This is a genomic window from Acinetobacter populi (assembly GCF_002174125.1).
GTDB lineage: Bacteria > Pseudomonadota > Gammaproteobacteria > Pseudomonadales > Moraxellaceae > Acinetobacter > Acinetobacter populi.
In genome coordinates, this window is the sequence record NZ_NEXX01000001.1 from 543,333 (window position 1) to 562,690 (window position 19,358).

The window sequence follows — 19,358 nt, forward strand, 5'->3', positions numbered from 1 at the left end:
CCCACCCTCCCTCTTTTTAAATGTTGTGTCATTATGAAAGGAGGGAGAATTCTCGCGCATATCATCTTTCAACTCATGCTGTTTTACACTGTTATAAAGCGTGATGAAAGAGATCAAAAGATAGAGGAAACAACATGCACTTATCTCAACGTTTCGCAACAATCGTTCTAACTTTAGGCTTAAGTGCAAGCTTGGTAGGATGTGGTTTCCATTTACGTGGTACACAGGTTTCTGCCTTACCACAGGAATATAAATCCATTCGTCTGGATTTAATTGAAAAAGCTGAACCACTGAAAAACCCGTTATCTGTCTATCTTGCCGATCTTGGCGCACAAGTAAATCAAGCAGATGCAACCTCCATTTTACGCATCAATAACTATGAGCTACGTAGACAGTTATTTAGTGGGAAACTGACCGAAGTCCAGTTGCGCTTGTCTGCAACCTTTACCATTGAAAATGCTCAAGGTGAACAGTTGACTGCACCACGTACTGTCATTGCACAACGTAGTTATCAATACGATATTGCAAGTGTGAATACCGAACGTCAGGAAGAACAATATTTAATTAAAGTCATGCAGGATGATGTTGCACAACAGATTGTGCGTCAATTGCATGCGAATCGCTTGCCTCAGGCACAAGTTGATCAGGCACAATAGTTTTTTATTATGAAACTGGATTATACCCAAGCATTAAATCGAATCACGCAGGTTCAGGGCGTATGGTTAATGCATGGGAATGAACCTTTACTTGAACAAAATCTTATCTCTGCGCTACGAAAACACTGGCAGCAACAAAACATTGAACGCCAGCGCTTTGATTTACAAAATGTAAATGACTGGAAACAGATTTTTTCTGCCCTAAACAGTTTGTCTTTGTTTTCGACCCAGCTCGCCATTGAAGTACATGGCAACATCAAGCCAGATGCACAAGGCTTAAAACAGCTCAAAGCATTTCTTCAAAATCCGCAAGACAATGTTCTGGTGATTATCTTTCCCAAACAGGAAAGCCAAAGCCTAAAATCTGCATTTTTTCAAACCATCGAAGCCAATGGAACATTAATTGGCTTAACCGCCTATAGTCGACAGGATCAACAGCGAATTTTACAGATCGAAGCAGAAAAAATGGGAATTCAACTGACTTCCCAAGCTTGGCAATGGTTACTGTATCATCATGAAAATAATTTATTATCCGCACGTAACAGTTTAATCAATGTTGCAGATAGCTTTAGCGAATTAGAACAAATAGACATTGAACAATTACAACAAAGTCTGCAAGATCAATCGCGCTATAGTACCTTCGATCTAGGGGATGCCTGTTTAAAAGGTGACTTGGCTCAGGCCATAAAAATACTCAACTTTTTACTGGAATCTGGAGAAGCACATGCTTTAATTTTTTGGGTATTACAAAAAGAAATGCGTTTGCTATTACAATTATTCGAACAACCACAAAATGCATTACAACTGGGCATCTGGAAAAATAAAATTGCACTGTATCAACAGGCACTGCGACGTTGTAATCCCTCACAACTGATTACTTGGTCAAGCTTGTTGTTACGAACAGATAATGCCATCAAGGGCATTGGTCATGAGAATAGTCAGGACTTATTATTACAGCTGGTTTGTGCTTTATCAGGAAAGCCTGTTCTAACCCTATAAATAGATGTAATTAATTCTTATTGTTATTTCTCAAAATTCATGTTTTATTCTCAATTGATATTTATACTACAACCAATTCCAATATTTTGATTGAAAACACTATGCAATCCCGATCAAAACTTATCAAATATCTGATTACTTTTATTGTTATTCTCGCTATTGCCTTATGTGCATGGTGGTTTTTGAAACCCAAACAACAGGCGCCCGACTATATTACTGCCGATGTGACGCGTGGTGATATTGAAAATACTGTCTTGGCAACAGGGACATTAGACGCCACCAAAATCATTAGCGTCGGTGCACAGGTTTCCGGTCAGGTTGAAAAAATGTATGTAGAATTGGGTCAGGAAGTCAAAAAAGGTGACCCAATTGCACAAATCGATTCAACCACACAACAAAATAACCTAAAAACCGCAGAAGCCAATATTCGTAATCTGGAAGCACAGCGGCTACAACAAGTGGCCAACCTGAATAAGGTACAACTGGAATATGAGCGTCAGAAACAGATGTTTGCTCAGGATGCAACCTCACGTGCTGATTATGAAAGCGCATTGGCAAGTTATCAAACTGCACAAGCCCAGATTAAAGCCATCGAAGCGCAAATTGAATCATCCAAAATTACACGAGACACAGCACAAACCAACATTGGCTATACCCATATTGTGGCACCCATGGATGGTACGATCGTGGCAATCGTGACCGAAGAAGGACAAACCGTAAACGCCAACCAGAGTGCACCCACCATTGTAAAACTGGCGCAATTAAACAACATGACCATCAAGGCAGAAATTTCTGAAGCAGATGTCATGAAAGTTGAAAAAGGACAAACTGTTTATTTCACCACGCTTGGCGATAGTGAAACCAAACATTATGCAACCTTACGTCAAATTGAACCTGCACCAGATTCTATCAGTAGTGACTCTACATCATCTTCATCGTCTTCAAGTACAGCAATCTATTACAATGCCTTGTTTGATGTTCCAAATCCGGACGGCAAATTACGAATTGACATGACTGCACAGGTGTCAATTATTCTGGCCGAAGCAAAAAATGCGCTCACTATTCCGGCATCAGCTATTCAGACGCGCCCAGCGGGTAGTCGTCAAAGAAATGGCCAAACATCTGAAAACCGTCAAAATGGTGAACGGGCTTTTGGTGCAACAAATCAATCTGCTAATAATGGCAATACAGAGCAGCGCAATGCGCCTGCCCGTCTTGAACTGACAGAAGATGAAAAAGCTCTGATTGAGCAAGGTAAGGCAACACGCGGCATGGTACGCGTATTACAGGCTGATGGTACAGCAAAACCCCAACCCATCCTGATTGGCTTAAATAACCGTGTTACCGCTCAAGTACTCAAGGGTTTAAAAGAAGGTGACAAAGTTGTGATTGCCGATGGTTCAGATACGTCAAATGACTCATCAAAACGTAGCAATAGCAACAATCGTATGCCTGGGGCAGCGGGCCCTGGTGGTCCAGGAATGAGGATGTAAATATGAGTCAGGACATTCAACCTCTACTAGAGGTGAAGAATCTGACTCGTGAATTCCCTGCTGGTGAAGGCACTGTTCAGATTTTAAAAAACATCAATCTTAAGATTTATCCCGGTGAAATGATTGCCATTATTGGGCAATCAGGTTCTGGTAAGTCCACCTTGATGAATATTCTTGGTTGTCTGGATAAACCGAGTGGCGGAAGTTATCGGGTACAGGGGCAGGAAACCGGAAAGCTGGAACCTGATCAACTGGCACAGCTGCGACGGGAATATTTTGGTTTTATTTTCCAGCGTTATCACTTGCTTGGCGATTTAACCGCATCGGGTAATGTTGAAGTACCTGCGGTCTATGCAGGAGTTAATCCGACACAGCGTCATGAGCGCTCGGCCCAGATCCTAACTGATCTAGGGTTAAGTGATCGGCTTAACCACCGTCCAAGTCAATTGTCTGGCGGACAACAACAACGGGTTTCTATTGCACGTGCCTTGATGAATGGTGGTGATGTCATACTTGCTGATGAACCGACAGGTGCATTAGATAAGCATAGTGGCGTTGAAGTTATGCGGATTTTGCGTGAACTTAATGCCAAGGGTCATACAGTGATTATTGTGACCCATGACATCAATGTCGCAAAAAATGCTACCCGTATTATCGAGATCAGTGACGGGAATATTATCTCGGATCAACCCAATACGCCGGTCTATGCCGATGGTGAAGCGCCGATTACCGAACCACAAACCCTCATTCGTGAACCGAAAAAGAAATCATCAAGCATTAGAGCCTTCCTTGATCGACTCAGTGAAGCCTTTAGAATGGCACTGATTTCAATGAATGCCCATCGTATGCGTACATTTTTGACCATGCTGGGGATTATCATCGGTATCGCCTCCGTGGTTTCTGTGGTCGCACTCGGAAATGGTTCACAAAAACAAATCCTGGAAAATATCAGCAGTTTGGGAACAAATACCATTACGGTATTTCAGGGACGGGGATTCGGGGATAATTCACGAACTGCACAGGTCAAAACACTGGTGCCCAGTGATGCTGTAGCCTTATCCGAACAACCCTATGTACAGGCGGTTAGTCCGACAGTCAATACCAGTATTACCGCCCGATTTAAAGAAACTGAAGCTTCTGCAACAGTAAACGGGGTAAGTGATCAATTCTTTGATGTCAAAGGATTAAGCTTTGCCGAGGGTCAAGCTTTTGATGGGACCAGTATTACAGAGCTCAGTCAAGATGTGGTGATTGATCAAAATACCAAGACAACTTTTTTTGCCGATGGTACCGATCCTGTAGGACAAGTGATTCTACTGGGTAGTGTCCCAAGCCGGATTATTGGTGTACTTGAAAAAGAGAAAAGTACTTTGGGTAATTCAGACAGTTTAAATGTCTATCTACCCTACTCTACTGTACTCAGTCGCTTTATGGGGCAATCCAATGTACGCAGTATTATTGTGCGTGTAAAAGATGAATATTCAAGTTCTGCTGCGGAAAATGCCATTTTAAGTTTGCTGGTACAACGTCATGGTGCCAACGATGTGTTTACGCAAAATGCTGATAGTATTCGTGAAACCATTCAACAAACCACGCAAACCATGACCTTACTGGTATCTGCCATTGCAGTGATTTCACTGGTGGTCGGCGGGATTGGTGTTATGAACATTATGCTGGTTTCGGTGACAGAACGTACTCAGGAAATTGGTGTGCGTATGGCGGTTGGTGCGCGTCAAAGTGATATTCTGCAACAATTTTTGATCGAAGCGGTATTAGTCTGTATTCTTGGGGGGATTTTAGGTGTACTTCTTTCCTTGGGCCTCGGACAGGTCATCACGAAATTTGCAGGTAGTTCATTCCAGATGGCATACTCAACCACCTCAATGATTGCTGCTTTTGTTTGCTCAAGTCTAATCGGCGTATTATTTGGCTATTTACCTGCGAAAAATGCCGCACAACTTGACCCAGTTAATGCTCTTTCCAGAGAATAAAATATAAAGGTTCATTCCATGCCAAGACACTTTTCCCGATTAACACTTGCACTGGTTATTTCAGGCACACTGGTTGGCTGTTCTGCCATTGTAAAAACGCCTTATCAAGCACCAGCTGTTACCATTCCGGATCAATTCCAACAACAGCGCTCAGGGACAACTGATGTAGATCAGTTTGCTGATCAATGGTGGACCTTATTCAATGATGCCCAGCTCAACCAACTGGTCAATCAGGTCATCGACAGAAATAGTGATCTGGCTGTTGCAGGGATTGCACTGAAACAAGCACGGTTACAAGCCAAATTGACTGAAAATCAACAAGGCTTGCGCGTTGGTTCAAGTGTTTCAACAGGTCATAATTTTGATCTAGGTTCTGGTGATAACAGTGCTCGAGGTCTTTCCCTAAGTGGCAATGTCAGTTATGAACTGGATCTTTTTGGTAAATTAGCCAATCAAACCGAAGCCTCCCGCTGGGAAGCACTGGCAACCGAGCAAGATCTTCAGGCTACAGCGCAAAGCCTAATTGCCACAACATGCAGTTTGTACTGGCAATTGGGTTATCTCAATGAGCGTATGACGGCGGCACAACAAAGTCTGGCAACCAGTAATAAGCTGTTAGATTTGGTTCGGGTGCAATATCGGGCAGGCGCAGTATCTGGTCTGGAGCTAACACAGGCAGAGCAATCAGTACAAAGTCAACAGGCAACGATTAGCCAGTTACGCCAGCAACTGGTCGAAGCACATACTGCACTGGCAGTATTGCTACATCAACCTGTGCAACAGTTAAATATTGATGAACCAAATAAACTGCCAACCATCCAATTACCCAATATCAATGCTGGCTTGCCTGCGGAAATTCTGGCCCGTCGTCCTGATCTACAGGCAGCAGAATTACGTTTACGCAAAGCGCTGGTAAGCAAAGATGCCACCAAAGCCAGTTATTACCCTTCGATTAGTTTAACCGGTTCTTTGGGTTCAACCAGTACCTCATTAACGGAGTTGTTGAAAAATCCTGCATTGGCACTTGGTGCAAGTTTGAGTCTGCCTTTCCTGCAATATAATGATATGCAACGAAATCTGGAAATTAGTGAACTTGAATATCAAACTTCAATCATTAATTATCGAAAAACACTTTATCAAGCCTTTGCCGATGTAGAAAATGCCTTATCCAATCGCATTGAACTCAGTAACCAAGTTGAGCATCAACAAAAAACCTTGGCACTGGCAGAAAAAAGTGCCTATTTATATGAAGTTCAATATCGTAATGGTGCAGTAGCGTTAAAAAATGTACTTGATGCACAGGAATCTGTCCGCAATGCACAGATTTCCTTAACACAGATGCGTTATAACCAATACAATGCCTATGTTACCTTAATGCAGGCATTAGGTGGCTCACCACTGACACAATTGCCTGAATAAAGCTTTTTGACAAAACCGGAAACTTTTATCCGGTTTTGTCTAAAATTTTCTATTCCCCTATAATCCTAACATGACCACACAATTCTTTCGTGATCCCACATTACCGTTTCTAATTGAATCGCGACGAGCCTGTGATAGCCGAGTTTGTTATCAGCCGCATAGTCACGATGATTATTCTATTGGCGCTGTCGATGCCGGTTGCAGTGTTTTTAATGCAAAATCCTGTCAAAACTATCAGCTTAATGTGGGTGATCTGGTTTTTATTCCGTCCAATCAGTACCATTCCTGCAATCCTGTTGCAGAATATAGCTGGAGTTACCAGATGCTGCATATCCAGCCGCAATGGATGCAGCAACTAAAACAGGAGCTCGATACATCATCTTTGTTGATGAAAGATTTGCAGCATATTTATGTTATGCATGATCAAGCGCTATACACAAACTTTTGTCAGATGAACCAATGTTTATTTTCCAGTGCTTCAAACTTTGAAAAAGAGCTGGCTTTTACCGATTTTATTCAGACATTTTTAACGCATACGCAGCCCGATCAATTGTCTCTGGACATGGAAGATTATTTACAACGCCCCCCATTACAGTCCTGTTTATCCGAGTTAAGCCTAAACCCACTGTTAAGTTTACAACAGCTTGCACAGATGACAGATTTAAGCCGTTACCAGATTATTCGCTTATTTAAAGCCCATACCGGTGTTACACCGCATTATTTCCAGTTAAATTTACGCATTAATTGTGCACGCCAATATTTACAGCAACGATGCTCGATCAGTGATATCGCCTATCAACTGGGTTTTGCCGATCAAAGCCATTTCCAGCGTACATTTAAATTATTTACAGGCATAACACCACAACAATACATGACGCAAAACGTAAGTTAGCGCAATTTTCTTCAATACACATCTTGCATTCTTTCACATCATTGGCATTTGAACTTTTAATTAACATTTGCTCATGAATACCTTTTTGCTGATTGCGACCACTCATTTTTTAGCATTGCTTTCTCCCGGTCCGGATTTTTTCCTGATTTTAAGGACATCTCTGACCCGTTCGCGTATCTGCTGTTTTTATTTATGTCTAGGCATTGCAGTTGGAAATGCAATATATATTGCAATGGTCTTTACAGGATTTAAGCAGTTTGCCCAGTATCCACAGCTTTTCTCTTTTATCCAATTTTTAGGTGGCTGTTATCTGCTTTACCTTAGTTTTAGCATTTTTAAAGCAAGCACACAGCACGTTATTGCCGAACGTCAACACATCGATCTACAACGACAACGCAGCATCTTTCAATATTTTTTAATGGGTTTATTATCCAGCTTGCTTAATCCGAAGAATGCCTTGTTTTATGCATCATTGATCAGCTTATTAGGACCGAATATTCGTCTGCCGACCCAATTATTTTATGCCTTATGGATGATTGCTGTGGTATTAAGCTGGGATCTGCTGATTGCCTGGTTATTTCAACGGCCTCAAGTACTGGAAAAGTTTAATCGTTATTTATCGATCATCGAGAAAATCACCGCCACGTTATTTTTTTGTTTTGCTGCCATATTATTCGGTTTACTTTTCAAGCAATACTGTATTTAACTGCTAAAAAATAAGGCCTCATCTCGAGGCCTTATTTTTTTTAAACTTTTTTACACGTATCTTTAATTAAATAACCAAAGATAGTAGCCATATAGCATTAGCGGCCATGCAACGACAGGACTGAATAACCATTTCCACAACCAGAATTGTGGTACAAATCCTACACCATAGATAAAACCGCCTGAAATGCCAAGCATAATCAACATCATGGCGTTATGGCTATAATGACCATTGGCATCAAGCATCAGATTCGGATAGATCAAAAGAATCGCAGCAAGTGGCAATGCCAACAAAAAAGACACAGCCATCAACATCTTTTGACTTACTGAACTTTTCTTTACAATCACCACTTCACTCATCTTCTATTCCTCATCAAGATCCTGATTATTTTCCATATACAAGGCTGCAATCACGCCTGCAAAGCAAGCCATCAATACACCCAAAATCCATGCGAAGTACCACATAATATTTCTCCGTACCTGCAATTAGTACAAACTATGCGAGTTTGCTTCAATATGTTTGCTGGTAATTTTGCCCCACATTTTGTAGTAACCCCAAGCGGTATATAACAAAATAATCGGTACAAAAATACAGGCAACCACAGTCATCACCATCATGGTACGTTGACTAGACACCGCATCCCACATGGTCAAGCTTGAAGTCGGATCTAGACTTGAAGGCAAGACAAATGGAGCAAGCGCAAAACCAGCTGTTAAAATCGCACCCACAATAGACAGACTGGTACCCAAAAAGCTTAATCCGGATTTATTGGCTTTTGCAGCACCAATCACAATTAAACCACCTAAAATACCTACAATCGGTGCAAGAATAGTAATCGGATACTGGCTATAGTTGTTAAACCAGCCATGATTGGCGTTGGTTAAGACTTCTTTGGCCAATGGATTTAATGCTGCACCGGTATCAATAGCCTGTGCATAACTATACCCTTCGATATTGCCTGCATATAACCAAAGACCAGCAAGTACAAAGGTCACCAGAAATACTGCACCACACAACAAAGTCGATTTACGGGAACGCTCATGCAACGGACCATCGGTACGTAACATCAGCCATGAACTACCATGTGCACACAGCATACTTAAGCTCACAATCCCAGTTAATAAGGCAAACGGATTAAGTAAGGCAAAGAAACTACCTGTGTATTGTGAGCGCATGGTGTTATCCAGCTCAAAGGGAACCCCTTGAAACAGGTTACCAAAGGCAACACCGAATACCAAAGCCGGTACTGCACCACCAACAGCCAATGCCCAATCCCAAGAAGTACGCCATTTGGTATTTTCCAGCTTGGAACGATAGTCAAATCCAACCGGTCGTAAGAACAAGGCAAATAAGACCAACAACAACGCCCAGTACATGCCCGAGAATGCCACTGCATAAACCATAGGCCATGCAGCAAATAATGCACCACCTGCGGTAATAAACCAGACCTGATTACCATCCCAATGTGGGGCAATGGTATTAATGGCTGCACGACGCTCACTGTCTGTTTTTCCGACAAACGGCATCACCGCCATTGATCCCATGTCAAAGCCATCGGTTAATGCAAAGCCGATCAGCAATACACCGACCAATACCCACCAGATAATTTTAAGGATTTCATATTCAATCATGATTGAATCTCCTGAGTTTTGGCGTGGGCATCAAGTTTTTCAAAATGATAGCGACCGGTATGTAATGAACTTGGTCCCAATCGTGCAAATTTGATCATGAGATACATTTCAATAATCAATAACACGGTATAGAAAGTCACCAATGCAAGAATAGAGCCCCACAAATCACCTGTACTTAAGCTTGAAGCAGATAAATGGGTAGGTAAGACCTCACCAATTGTCCAAGGTTGACGACCATGCTCTGCCACATACCAACCTGTTTGTGCAGCGATCCAAGGTAAAGGCAATGCAAACAAGGCAAATTTTAATAACCAAGGTTTGGTTTCTGCATTACGTTTGACCACTGCCCATGCAGCCAGTACAAATAACAACAACATCAAGAAACCTGAAGCGACCATAGCACGGAACGACCAGAACAAACTTGCAACGTGTGGAATAGAATCTTTTACCGCAGACTGAATTTGCTCATCGTTGGCATCGGCAACATTTTCTGTATATTTTTTCAGTAACAGGCCATAACCCAGATCTTTTTGATTTTTTTCAAACGATGCCAATAATTCCGGAGAGCGATCGCCAGCACGTAATTGTTCAAGTTCACCATAGGCAATCATACCATTACGAATACGACCTTCATGTTCTTTCATCAAGTCAACCAGACCAGTAACCTGTTTATCCGTAGAACGTGTCGCAATCAAACCCATGACATACGGTATTTTCACCGCATAATCTGTGCGTTGCTCTTCCTGATTTGGCAAACCAAATAAAGTAAAACTTGCAGGTGCTGGTTCTGTATGCCATTCCGCTTCAATCGCAGCAAGTTTGGTTTTTTGGACATCGCCCAACTCATAACCTGATTCATCACCCAATAGAATTACCGATAAGGTAGACGCCAAACCAAAAATTGCAGCAATGGCAAAAGAACGGCGCGCAAAAGGCAAATCACGTTTTTTGAGTAAGTAATAACTGGAAATTGCCAAAACAAAAATCGCACCTGTTACATAACCGGCAGAAACTGTATGCACAAATTTTACCTGTGCGACCGGGTTAAATAACAACGCGCCGAAATCTGTTAATTCCATACGCATGGTTTCAAAGTTAAATGCAGCACCGACTGGGTTTTGCATCCAACCATTTGCAATCAAAATCCACAATGCAGATAAGTTAGAACCGATTGCAACCAGCCATGTAACCGCCAAATGTTGAAATTTAGACAGGCGATCCCAGCCAAAAAAGAATAATCCAATAAATGTAGACTCAAGAAAGAAAGCCATTAAGCCTTCAATTGCCAGAGGTGCCCCAAAAATATCACCCACATAATGCGAGTAATATGCCCAGTTTGTACCAAACTGAAATTCCATGGTTAAACCAGTGGTAACACCCAAAGCAAAGTTAATCCCGAATAACTTACCCCAAAATTTGGTCATGTCTTTATAAATTTCTTTGCCGGAAACAACATAGGTGGTTTCCATAATTGCCAGAATAAAAGCAAGACCCAGAGTAAGGGGAACAAATAAAAAGTGATACATCGCGGTCATGGCAAACTGAAACCGCGATAAATCAACAACCGCTTCTGAGATCATCGAGATGACTCCTGTGATGCAGATGGCATACCTGCAATATGTTGCGCAACCTGATGATCAATGTCCTTAGGAATCGTAGGGGCATCAAACCAGATTGCTTTAATAACCATTAGACAAATCAGCTTAATCACAAGGATTATGGCGATCTCCCTAACTAATGTTTTATTGCTAAAGTTAAGCCAGTCTTTCATATGAAAAACCATTGAAAAATTAGGTCATTTACATTATTTACTCAATTGATCGCAAATGCCATACTCATAAAACGTGCCAACATACCTGACAGTTCCGCTATAGATTGTCCATTTTATATGCAAATATTTAAATAATATAATGATTTTATTGCTTTTTAATTTTAAATATATACTTATCAATTTATAAGATAAAATGATTTTTCTCATAAAAAAACAAAATTAATCGTTTTTTTGACTGATGAAAAAAAATACTTTATTTATCGAATATTGTTTAGAAATTCTTACCAATTTACTGGGTTTATATATGCATCATCTACAGATCAATAAAATATCTACCCAGACTGTGCTCAGTATGAGCAGAAATACTTCATCAAATCTTTAATTTTTTAAATAAGTTTAATTATATCAATAAAATATATTAAACCATTCCAACCTATCAGACCAAATTTATATTATTTTACAAAGAGAAAATTACAGAATGATAAAAGAGATGTATTAACTTTTTATCCCTTATCGTGAATAAGTCGTCAATACATCTATAAGGGGAAAATTATGACGCAATCAAATTCCGCAACACATAGTGCAGAATTCCGCCAGCTTTAAAATATTCAACTTCATTAAGTGTATCTATTCGGCATAACACCTGAAACTCCTCATATTCTCCATTGCTACGTTGTACTTGTACTGTCAACTGTTGATGAGGATGGATATCATCACTTAGGCCCACAATACTCAATTGTTCCTGACCAGTTAACTGATGGGTTACCCGACTTTCGTTGGCTAAAAACTGTAAAGGTAAAACGCCCATACCGACCAGATTAGAACGATGAATACGCTCAAAACTTTCTGCAAGCACAGCTTTGACACCCAACAAATTAGTACCTTTAGCTGCCCAATCACGTGATGAACCAGTACCGTATTCTTTGCCGGCAATCACAATCAAAGGCACTTGGTCTTTTTGATACAGCATTGCAGCATCATAAATGGCCATTTTTTCCTGAGTCGGGATATAAAGGGTATTACCGCCCTCCTCGCCATTGAGCATTTCGTTTTTAATCCGAATATTGGCAAAAGTACCGCGCATCATCACTTCATGATTACCACGCCGTGAGCCATAGGAGTTAAAATCTTTAGCCTCAATACCCTTCGACTGCAAATAACGGCCTGCCGGACTATCTTTTTTAATATTCCCCGCAGGAGAAATATGATCTGTTGTCACCGAATCACCCAGAATCGCCAGAATTCTGGCATTATGAATATCGGTAATAGCAGCCGGTGGCTGATCAATATCTTCAAAAAATGGTGGGTGTTGGATATAGGTCGAATCGGCCTGCCAAGCATAGGTTTGTGATTGTGGAATCTGAATGGCTTGCCATGTTTCATCCCCATCAAAAACAGCTGCATACTCCTGACTAAACATTCCTGTTGTCACACTCTGCAATGCTGCGTGAATTTCTGCCTGTGTCGGCCAGATATCTTTTAGATAGACATCATTGCCCTGCGGATCCTGCGCAATCGGCTCAGCAGTAATATCCTTTTTCACACTGCCGGCTAACGCATAAGCGACCACCAGCGGTGGAGAAGCCAGCCAATTGGTTTTAACCAAAGGATGCACCCGACCTTCAAAATTTCGATTACCGGATAACACCGAGGCAACGGTTAAATCATGGCTTTGAATCGTCTCTTCAATCGGCTGCGGTAAAGGACCTGAATTTCCGATACATGTGGTACAACCATAACCAACAAGATTGTAGCCAAGTTGTTCCAGATAAGGGGTTAAGCCTGCAGCATTGAGATAATCCGTTACGACTTTGGAGCCGGGTGCCAGTGAACTTTTTACCCAAGGTTTACGTTGTAAGCCTTTTTCTACAGCTTTTTTTGCCACCAGCCCTGCTGCCAGCATAACGCTAGGATTGGAAGTATTGGTACATGAAGTAATTGCTGCAATTACCACATCGCCATCTTGTAGTGGATATTTTTGTCCATCAAGCTCAAAGAAAATACCATTATCGGTATTTTCAAAGGATGCCTGCTCTACATCAATCGCTGTATCGCCGCCTTCATTTTCAAAACGTAATTCTTCTTTGGTCGGCTTTAGACTTAAATCCATAAAAGCTTGAAAAGCATGTGGTACCTGACCCAATACCACACGGTCCTGTGGACGTTTCGGTCCTGCCAGACTCGGTTCAACAGTTGACATATCCAGACTTAAACTATCAGTAAAAATAGGTTCATCACCAGCATGACGCCATAAGCCCTGTGCCTGACTATAAGCTTTAACCAATGCAATACGATCCGGATGACGTCCTGTCAGTTCCAGATAATCAATGGTCACTTGATCGATCGGAAAAAAACCACAAGTTGCACCATATTCCGGTGCCATATTGGCAATTGTCGCCCGATCTGCCAGAGGTAAATCTGCCAGACCATCGCCATAGAATTCAACAAATTTACCAACGACACCTTTTTGCCGCAACATCTGGGTCACAGTTAAGACCAAATCTGTCGCAGTAATGCCTTCACGCAATTTACCGGTCAACTTAAATCCAATCACTTCTGGAATCAACATCGAAACAGGCTGCCCCAACATTGCAGCTTCAGCTTCAATCCCGCCCACACCCCAGCCCAGCACACCCAAACCATTGATCATGGTGGTATGTGAATCTGTACCAACTAGCGTATCAGGAAATGCATACTGCTTGGCATCATCTTCATTGGTCCATACAGCCTGTGCCAAATATTCAAGATTGACCTGATGGCAAATACCTGTACCAGGCGGCACGACCTGAAAATTATCAAAAGCGGATTGTCCCCAACGTAAAAACTGATAACGCTCACCATTACGCTGCATCTCAATTTCTACGTTTTCTGAAAAAGCTTGCGGTGTAGCAAAATGATCCACCATAACCGAATGATCAATCACCAGATCAACAGGGGATAATGGATTAATTTTTTCAGGGTCCCCGCCCGCTTTTTGCATCGCAGCTCGCATTGCAGCTAGATCAACCACAGCAGGCACACCGGTAAAATCCTGCATCAATACACGGGCAGGACGATACTGAATTTCCTGTTCTGAGGTCCTTATTTTCTGCCAATCCACAATGGCCTGAATATCCGGGGCCTTAACTGTAATTCCATCTTCAAAACGTAATAAGTTTTCCAGCAAAACCTTTAATGATTTTGGTAGCCGATCAACTGAACCTAATTTTTTTTCAGCTGCGTTTAAATTAAAAAAGTAATATTGTTGCTGATTGACTTCTAGACAATCCAGACTATCAAAACTATTTTTTTGGGCATAGCTAGCCATGGTCTTTCTCCTTCGGCTTGGCGGTTAAAATTGTTTAATTATTAATCCGAATTACATAAAAATAACCATACCACTTTTTCATTGTATTAAATGTATGCATTTATTTTTTTAACCGAAAGAATCAGGTCCTATAAAGAAAGATGTTTGCAGCATCTCAAGCATTAAATTCGAATGAGTTCGCATTTATTACAAATTTAATGGGCTCTATCACTGTTGAAATTTGTCTATTTATTGTATATTTCAAGCCATGAAAATGATTATTTGAATGAGTGAAAGCATTTATGTCATGGAGAAAATCTTATTTTTCCAAAGCAGCGCTGCTCTTTAGTTTAGGCTTAATGCCACTGCATCATGCTCAAGCGCTTCCTGTAAACGCTAATCATTTGGTTTCAGGCATTTTAAGTTATGTATCTTGGGGAACGCATTTAAATCAAATTAATTTTTGTGTGATTGATGGCCCAGCAAACTTTATTAGCTCAAATATTTTTTCCCCTACACCTCAGATTATCCAACCCCCCAATGTAAAATTTTTCAATTACACTGCTGAACAATTACTAAAGCCCATTGCCTCAAATCCGGCAACACATTGTCAGGTATTTTATTTTGTACAAACCTCTGATACGGTTCAACAGCAAATTATTAATCACAATCCGATCAAAATTTTAACCATCTCAGAAAATAATCCAGAATGTAGTGTCGGAAGTTCATTTTGTATTTATATGGCTAAAAATCAATATAAATTCAAAGTCAATTTAGACAGTTTAAAAGCATCACAAGTGAGAGTGAATTCAAAAGTATTATTACTCTCGCAACAGCAAGAGGAACAAGAGTGATGTTTACACCTATTTCCTCGCAAACTTCGCTAAAGTCTTATCTGATCAAATCACAAGCTTATCTCTCGCTACTAATCTTTCTGGTCTGCGTAGTTGGTATGACCGGCATTGCAGCCCATACATTTAAAAAATATTCTGAATATAATCTACAATTAATTGCTCAAGCACTTTCAGAACAGCTACAGGCGGCAGTGGTATTCGATGATAAACAAACAGTGGATGAAACACTGCTGCTCTTCATCGAAAAATATCCCTTAGAAAGTATTCAGGTCACACATGTCAATGGACAACTCATTTCTTATATCAATGATGATGCCAAACACAGCTTTTATTCACCTGTACTCGAAAAAATACAAGGCTGGTTAATTTCAGATCGAGCAGGACATACCGATATTGTTCACAATGGACAGACCATTGCCAAAATTAAAGTGGTCAATAGTGTTATTCCCCTGATTAATTTTTTACAGCAATTTCTGATTTTATTTACGATCAGTGTGATATTTGCCCTAATGCTTATCGCCTTTAGCACACGGCTGATTTATCAAAAAATCAGTTATTCACTAGATACGTTGACTGAAACCACAGAGTCTGTGACGGCACATCGCGATTTTGACCAACGGGTTCCGTCAGGACATATTGCAGAGTTTAATTTAATTTCTCAAAGTTTTAATGCCTTACTGGATGAGATTCAAACTTGGCATACTCATCTGCAACAGGAAAACTCTCATCTAGAACATCGTGCCCTGCATGATACCTTAACGCAACTTCCCAACCGTGCCTATTTTAATCAAAAACTCACTCAACTGTTTGAAAGCCAAGATCAACAGCAATTTGCTTTACTTTATATTGATAATAATAACTTCAAAGAAATCAACGATACACATGGACATTTATTTGGTGATGCGGTACTGCGTGAAATGGCGATTCGCCTGAAACTGGCGCTACGTTCAGATGATTTTCTGGCACGTATCGGCGGTGATGAGTTTGCTGTATTATTACTGAATATTAACAAGCCAATCTATGCGATGACTGTTGCCCAGAATCTATTGCATGTTAGTGATATTCCGCTTTCAATTGACAATCTTAGCATCCAGTTTAGCTTTAGTATTGGTATTGCACTATCTTCCAATGCAAAATCGGTTGAAGACTTAATTCATCAAGCAGATCAGGCCATGTATCAAGCCAAATTAAGTGATATACAAAAATTGGCGATATATGATCATCAATCCTCTTATTAACTTTTCCAAGGGCGCCTATGAAAACTCATCACAATCTCAAGCTTTTTATGATACTCGGCCTAGCAATCGTACTCAGCGGATGTCTAGGACTCGGTGGTTTGTCACGTCATCAAATTAAAGTGTTAAAACAACAAGGCTTTACCTATACCGAAGAAGGTTGGGTACTGGATATGCCAACACGATTATTGTTTGAATCAGATCAATATTTAATTAACGCGGATACACAAAACAACATTGCACAGCTTAGCCAAAAATTAAAATCGATTAAAATTAATAAAATTATTATTCAAGGACATACTGATAATACCGGTAATGCACAATATAATGAAGAATTATCATTAAAACGTGCCCAAAGTGTTGCATATATCGCCCAACAAAATGGCTTTGTAGAGAATAATATTAAAATTGTTGGCTATGGTTCAAGCAAACCAATTGCGAGCAATGATACTGAAGAAGGCCGTAGTGAAAACCGTCGGGTTGCTATTATTGTTGTGCCTTGATGATAAAAAAAATTTTTGAATCAGCAATGTTTCGGCATTGCTTTTTGTGTGAAGGATTAAAAATTAAAAAGTCTTAATCACCTTGCTACCATTTTCTCATTCAAATAAAAATTCTGCTGACACTAATTTAGATTTTATCTAACCTTTTTAAAATCTACCAATTTAAAATCTCAAAATTATGATTGAATTCTTATATCCATAATTTCGCTCTTATCACTTAAAAGTTTCTTTAATTTCTGCATTGATATCACATATATCGAGTGTTTGTTATTGTATTACAATCAATTTTTAAAATAAGAAATTTGTGATTTTTTTATACACAAACTCCTTATAATGTCAAACAGTCTAGATTTATATGAAGCGTATTCAGAAAAAAATAAATAATTGAAGATGAATATAACCTAATCTATCAATAACACATCATCACAGATTTAAGCTCAGTATAATCCTCAATAAATGCATCAGAAAACTCTCTACCGATCCCGGAAGCCTTGGCACCGCCAAACGGTACGGAGGGATCCAGAAAAGTATGCATATTGACCCATACTGTGCCGACTTCCAATTGTGGAATCATACGCATGATTTTAGACAAATCATTACTCCAGACACTGGCTGTTAAACCAAACCGTCCCTGATTCATTTTTTCAATCAGTTCATCTTCATGTTCAAAAGGCATCACGGCGAGAATCGGACCAAAGATCTCCTCACAGAATATAGGATCATTCATACCAGTACTCCGAACCAATGTCGGCTGCATATAAAACCCGTGTTGTTCAAGAATTTCACCACCCGCGAGTATTTGCTGATTCTCGCGCGCCAAATCCAGATAGTGCTTGACCTTTTGAAAATGCGATGCATTGGATAATGGGCCAAAATGTGCATCTTCTTCCAAAGGTGAACTAATCTTAAACTGTTGCATGGCAGCCGAACATTTTGCAACAAATTCATCATAACGACTTTGATGCACAAAGAAACGTTCCGGTGCAGCACAAACCTGCCCCTGATGAACCAATGATGACTGTAATAATGAAGGTAAATATTGATCAATATCAGCATCGGCCAAAATAGCAACAGCATTCTTGCCCCCCAACTCCAGACTCACCCGAGTTAAATCACTATCCATGGCCATTTTACCAATAGCAATACCTGTCGGAACCGAACCGGTAAACGATACCTTTTTCACCAAAGGCGATGCTATCAACAACTGCCCAGTTTCTCCCAAGCCAGTCACGACATTAATTACTCCTTTCGGAATACCCGCTTCAATCGCTATTTCTGCCAGACGTAATAAGGATAAAGGCGTATATTCACTGGGTTTGAGCACAATAGTACAACCAGTCGTTAAAGCAGACGCAATTTTCCAGATGCCGATCATCAAGGAAAAATTCCATGGCACAATCCCAGCCACGACACCCACCGGCTGCCGTAGCGTAAATGCTGTATATTTTTCACCGTGCATTGAAGGCAAAGAAGGCTGCATGGTTTTACCACTAATTTTGGTCGCCCAACCGGCAAAATAGCGTAGAAATACCACACTTTGCGCGACTTCCAAATGACGGGAAATATTAATCATCTTACCGGAATTTAATGTTTCCAATTGCGCCAACTCTTCGGCATGTTGTTCAACCAAATCAGCCAATTTATTCAACAAAACCCCTTTTTCATAGGGAGAAATATTTGCCCATTGCTGTTTAAAAGCATGATGCGCACTTTGTACAGCTTGCTCGACATCATGTTTATCACCGATGCTGATACTGGAAATAGTTTGCTCGGTGGCCGGGTTAATTAACTCAAAACGTTGGGTATTTAAGGAGGCTTTTTGTTCACCGTCAATAAAATGTCCATGCTGGCGCTGTAAGAATTGCTGTACGGAAGCCAATATTGTAATTTCGCTCATGATTTTTTCCTGATTGCCTAAAAAT

General features: G+C 40.5%; 17 protein-coding genes. 10 read left to right on the forward strand and 7 right to left on the reverse strand.

All coding sequences use genetic code 11. The features are described 5' to 3' along the window. The first annotated feature begins 134 nt into the window (after window positions 1–134). The 7 genes from CAP51_RS02420 (at window position 135) to CAP51_RS02450 (ending at window position 8,156) form a co-directional block, all read left to right on the forward strand. Window positions 135–656, forward strand: a complete 522-nt coding sequence (locus CAP51_RS02420) for an LPS-assembly lipoprotein LptE (RefSeq protein ID WP_087619157.1) — start codon at window positions 135–137, stop codon at window positions 654–656. 9 nt (window positions 657–665) lie between these two features. After that, window positions 666–1,655, forward strand: coding sequence for a DNA polymerase III subunit delta (gene holA / locus CAP51_RS02425; RefSeq protein WP_087619158.1), 990 nt, complete (start codon window positions 666–668; stop codon window positions 1,653–1,655). A gap of 101 nt (window positions 1,656–1,756) precedes the next feature. Then, window positions 1,757–3,148, forward strand: coding sequence for a MacA family efflux pump subunit (locus CAP51_RS02430; RefSeq protein ID WP_087619159.1), 1,392 nt, complete (start codon window positions 1,757–1,759; stop codon window positions 3,146–3,148). Window positions 3,149–3,150: 2 nt separating this feature from the next. Continuing rightward, the gene (locus CAP51_RS02435) at window positions 3,151–5,139 is read left to right on the forward strand and encodes a MacB family efflux pump subunit (RefSeq protein WP_087619160.1); all 1,989 of its coding nucleotides are present in this window, start codon (window positions 3,151–3,153) and stop codon (window positions 5,137–5,139) included. Between the two features lie 18 nt (window positions 5,140–5,157). Beyond that, window positions 5,158–6,558: an efflux transporter outer membrane subunit gene (locus CAP51_RS02440; protein ID WP_087619161.1), complete on the forward strand. Its 1,401-nt coding sequence runs from the start codon at window positions 5,158–5,160 to the stop codon at window positions 6,556–6,558. A gap of 70 nt (window positions 6,559–6,628) precedes the next feature. Further along, entirely contained in the window at window positions 6,629–7,450 is an 822-nt protein-coding gene (locus CAP51_RS02445; protein WP_087619162.1) for an AraC family transcriptional regulator, read from the forward strand. 73 nt (window positions 7,451–7,523) lie between these two features. Further along, on the forward strand, window positions 7,524–8,156 hold the full coding sequence (locus tag CAP51_RS02450; RefSeq protein ID WP_087619163.1) for a LysE family translocator: 633 nt from the start codon (window positions 7,524–7,526) through the stop codon (window positions 8,154–8,156). A gap of 62 nt (window positions 8,157–8,218) precedes the next feature. Here CAP51_RS02450 and CAP51_RS02455 read toward each other — a convergent pair whose 3' ends face one another. The 6 genes from CAP51_RS02455 to acnA form a co-directional block, all read right to left on the reverse strand. Further along, on the reverse strand, window positions 8,219–8,515 hold the full coding sequence (locus CAP51_RS02455; RefSeq protein ID WP_087619164.1) for a cyd operon YbgE family protein: 297 nt from the start codon (window positions 8,513–8,515) through the stop codon (window positions 8,219–8,221). 3 nt (window positions 8,516–8,518) lie between these two features. Further along, the gene (cydX, locus tag CAP51_RS02460; protein WP_087619165.1) at window positions 8,519–8,620 is read right to left on the reverse strand and encodes a cytochrome bd-I oxidase subunit CydX; all 102 of its coding nucleotides are present in this window, start codon (window positions 8,618–8,620) and stop codon (window positions 8,519–8,521) included. A 21-nt stretch (window positions 8,621–8,641) separates the two neighbouring features. Beyond that, a complete protein-coding gene (gene cydB, locus CAP51_RS02465; RefSeq protein WP_087619166.1) occupies window positions 8,642–9,787 on the reverse strand; it encodes a cytochrome d ubiquinol oxidase subunit II in 1,146 nt (381 codons plus the stop codon). Then, window positions 9,784–11,367 (reverse strand): cytochrome ubiquinol oxidase subunit I, encoded by a 1,584-nt coding sequence (locus tag CAP51_RS02470; RefSeq protein ID WP_087619167.1) that lies wholly within the window; start codon window positions 11,365–11,367, stop codon window positions 9,784–9,786. The genes cydB and CAP51_RS02470 overlap by 4 nt, the downstream gene beginning before the upstream one ends. After that, window positions 11,364–11,558: a cytochrome oxidase putative small subunit CydP gene (cydP, locus tag CAP51_RS02475; RefSeq protein ID WP_087619168.1), complete on the reverse strand. Its 195-nt coding sequence runs from the start codon at window positions 11,556–11,558 to the stop codon at window positions 11,364–11,366. Before cydP ends, CAP51_RS02470 begins: the two co-directional genes overlap by 4 nt. 550 nt (window positions 11,559–12,108) lie before the next feature. After that, complete coding sequence (gene acnA, locus CAP51_RS02480; RefSeq protein ID WP_087619169.1) at window positions 12,109–14,865, reverse strand: aconitate hydratase AcnA; 2,757 nt, start codon at window positions 14,863–14,865, stop codon at window positions 12,109–12,111. A 269-nt stretch (window positions 14,866–15,134) separates the two neighbouring features. Between acnA and yfiR the strand changes: the two genes are divergently transcribed. From yfiR to yfiB, 3 genes are read left to right on the forward strand one after another with little or no spacing between them, the layout of a single operon-like run. Next, window positions 15,135–15,698 (forward strand): regulatory sequestration protein YfiR, encoded by a 564-nt coding sequence (gene yfiR / locus CAP51_RS02485; protein ID WP_140404394.1) that lies wholly within the window; start codon window positions 15,135–15,137, stop codon window positions 15,696–15,698. Next, complete coding sequence (gene dgcN / locus CAP51_RS02490; protein ID WP_087619171.1) at window positions 15,698–16,936, forward strand: diguanylate cyclase DgcN/YfiN; 1,239 nt, start codon at window positions 15,698–15,700, stop codon at window positions 16,934–16,936. Before yfiR ends, dgcN begins: the two co-directional genes overlap by 1 nt. Before the next feature lie 17 nt (window positions 16,937–16,953). After that, entirely contained in the window at window positions 16,954–17,436 is a 483-nt protein-coding gene (gene yfiB / locus CAP51_RS02495) for an outer membrane lipoprotein YfiB (protein ID WP_087619172.1), read from the forward strand. A gap of 409 nt (window positions 17,437–17,845) precedes the next feature. On the opposite strand, the gene CAP51_RS02500 is transcribed toward yfiB, so the two are convergent. Next, window positions 17,846–19,333: an aldehyde dehydrogenase family protein gene (locus CAP51_RS02500; RefSeq protein ID WP_087619173.1), complete on the reverse strand. Its 1,488-nt coding sequence runs from the start codon at window positions 19,331–19,333 to the stop codon at window positions 17,846–17,848. Window positions 19,334–19,358 lie beyond the last annotated feature (25 nt).

Coding starts and splice junctions, on each gene's coding strand:
- CAP51_RS02435 (WP_087619160.1), top strand. CDS start 3,151: ATGAGTCAGGACATTCAACCTCTACTAGAGGTGAAGAATCTGACTCGT.
- cydP (WP_087619168.1), bottom strand. CDS start 11,558: ATGAAAGACTGGCTTAACTTTAGCAATAAAACATTAGTTAGGGAGATC.
- CAP51_RS02420 (WP_087619157.1), top strand. CDS start 135: ATGCACTTATCTCAACGTTTCGCAACAATCGTTCTAACTTTAGGCTTA.
- CAP51_RS02500 (WP_087619173.1), bottom strand. CDS start 19,333: ATGAGCGAAATTACAATATTGGCTTCCGTACAGCAATTCTTACAGCGC.
- CAP51_RS02450 (WP_087619163.1), top strand. CDS start 7,524: ATGAATACCTTTTTGCTGATTGCGACCACTCATTTTTTAGCATTGCTT.
- yfiB (WP_087619172.1), top strand. CDS start 16,954: ATGAAAACTCATCACAATCTCAAGCTTTTTATGATACTCGGCCTAGCA.
- holA (WP_087619158.1), top strand. CDS start 666: ATGAAACTGGATTATACCCAAGCATTAAATCGAATCACGCAGGTTCAG.
- cydX (WP_087619165.1), bottom strand. CDS start 8,620: ATGTGGTACTTCGCATGGATTTTGGGTGTATTGATGGCTTGCTTTGCA.
- CAP51_RS02445 (WP_087619162.1), top strand. CDS start 6,629: ATGACCACACAATTCTTTCGTGATCCCACATTACCGTTTCTAATTGAA.
- acnA (WP_087619169.1), bottom strand. CDS start 14,865: ATGGCTAGCTATGCCCAAAAAAATAGTTTTGATAGTCTGGATTGTCTA.
- dgcN (WP_087619171.1), top strand. CDS start 15,698: ATGTTTACACCTATTTCCTCGCAAACTTCGCTAAAGTCTTATCTGATC.
- CAP51_RS02455 (WP_087619164.1), bottom strand. CDS start 8,515: ATGAGTGAAGTGGTGATTGTAAAGAAAAGTTCAGTAAGTCAAAAGATG.
- CAP51_RS02440 (WP_087619161.1), top strand. CDS start 5,158: ATGCCAAGACACTTTTCCCGATTAACACTTGCACTGGTTATTTCAGGC.
- CAP51_RS02470 (WP_087619167.1), bottom strand. CDS start 11,367: ATGATCTCAGAAGCGGTTGTTGATTTATCGCGGTTTCAGTTTGCCATG.
- CAP51_RS02430 (WP_087619159.1), top strand. CDS start 1,757: ATGCAATCCCGATCAAAACTTATCAAATATCTGATTACTTTTATTGTT.
- cydB (WP_087619166.1), bottom strand. CDS start 9,787: ATGATTGAATATGAAATCCTTAAAATTATCTGGTGGGTATTGGTCGGT.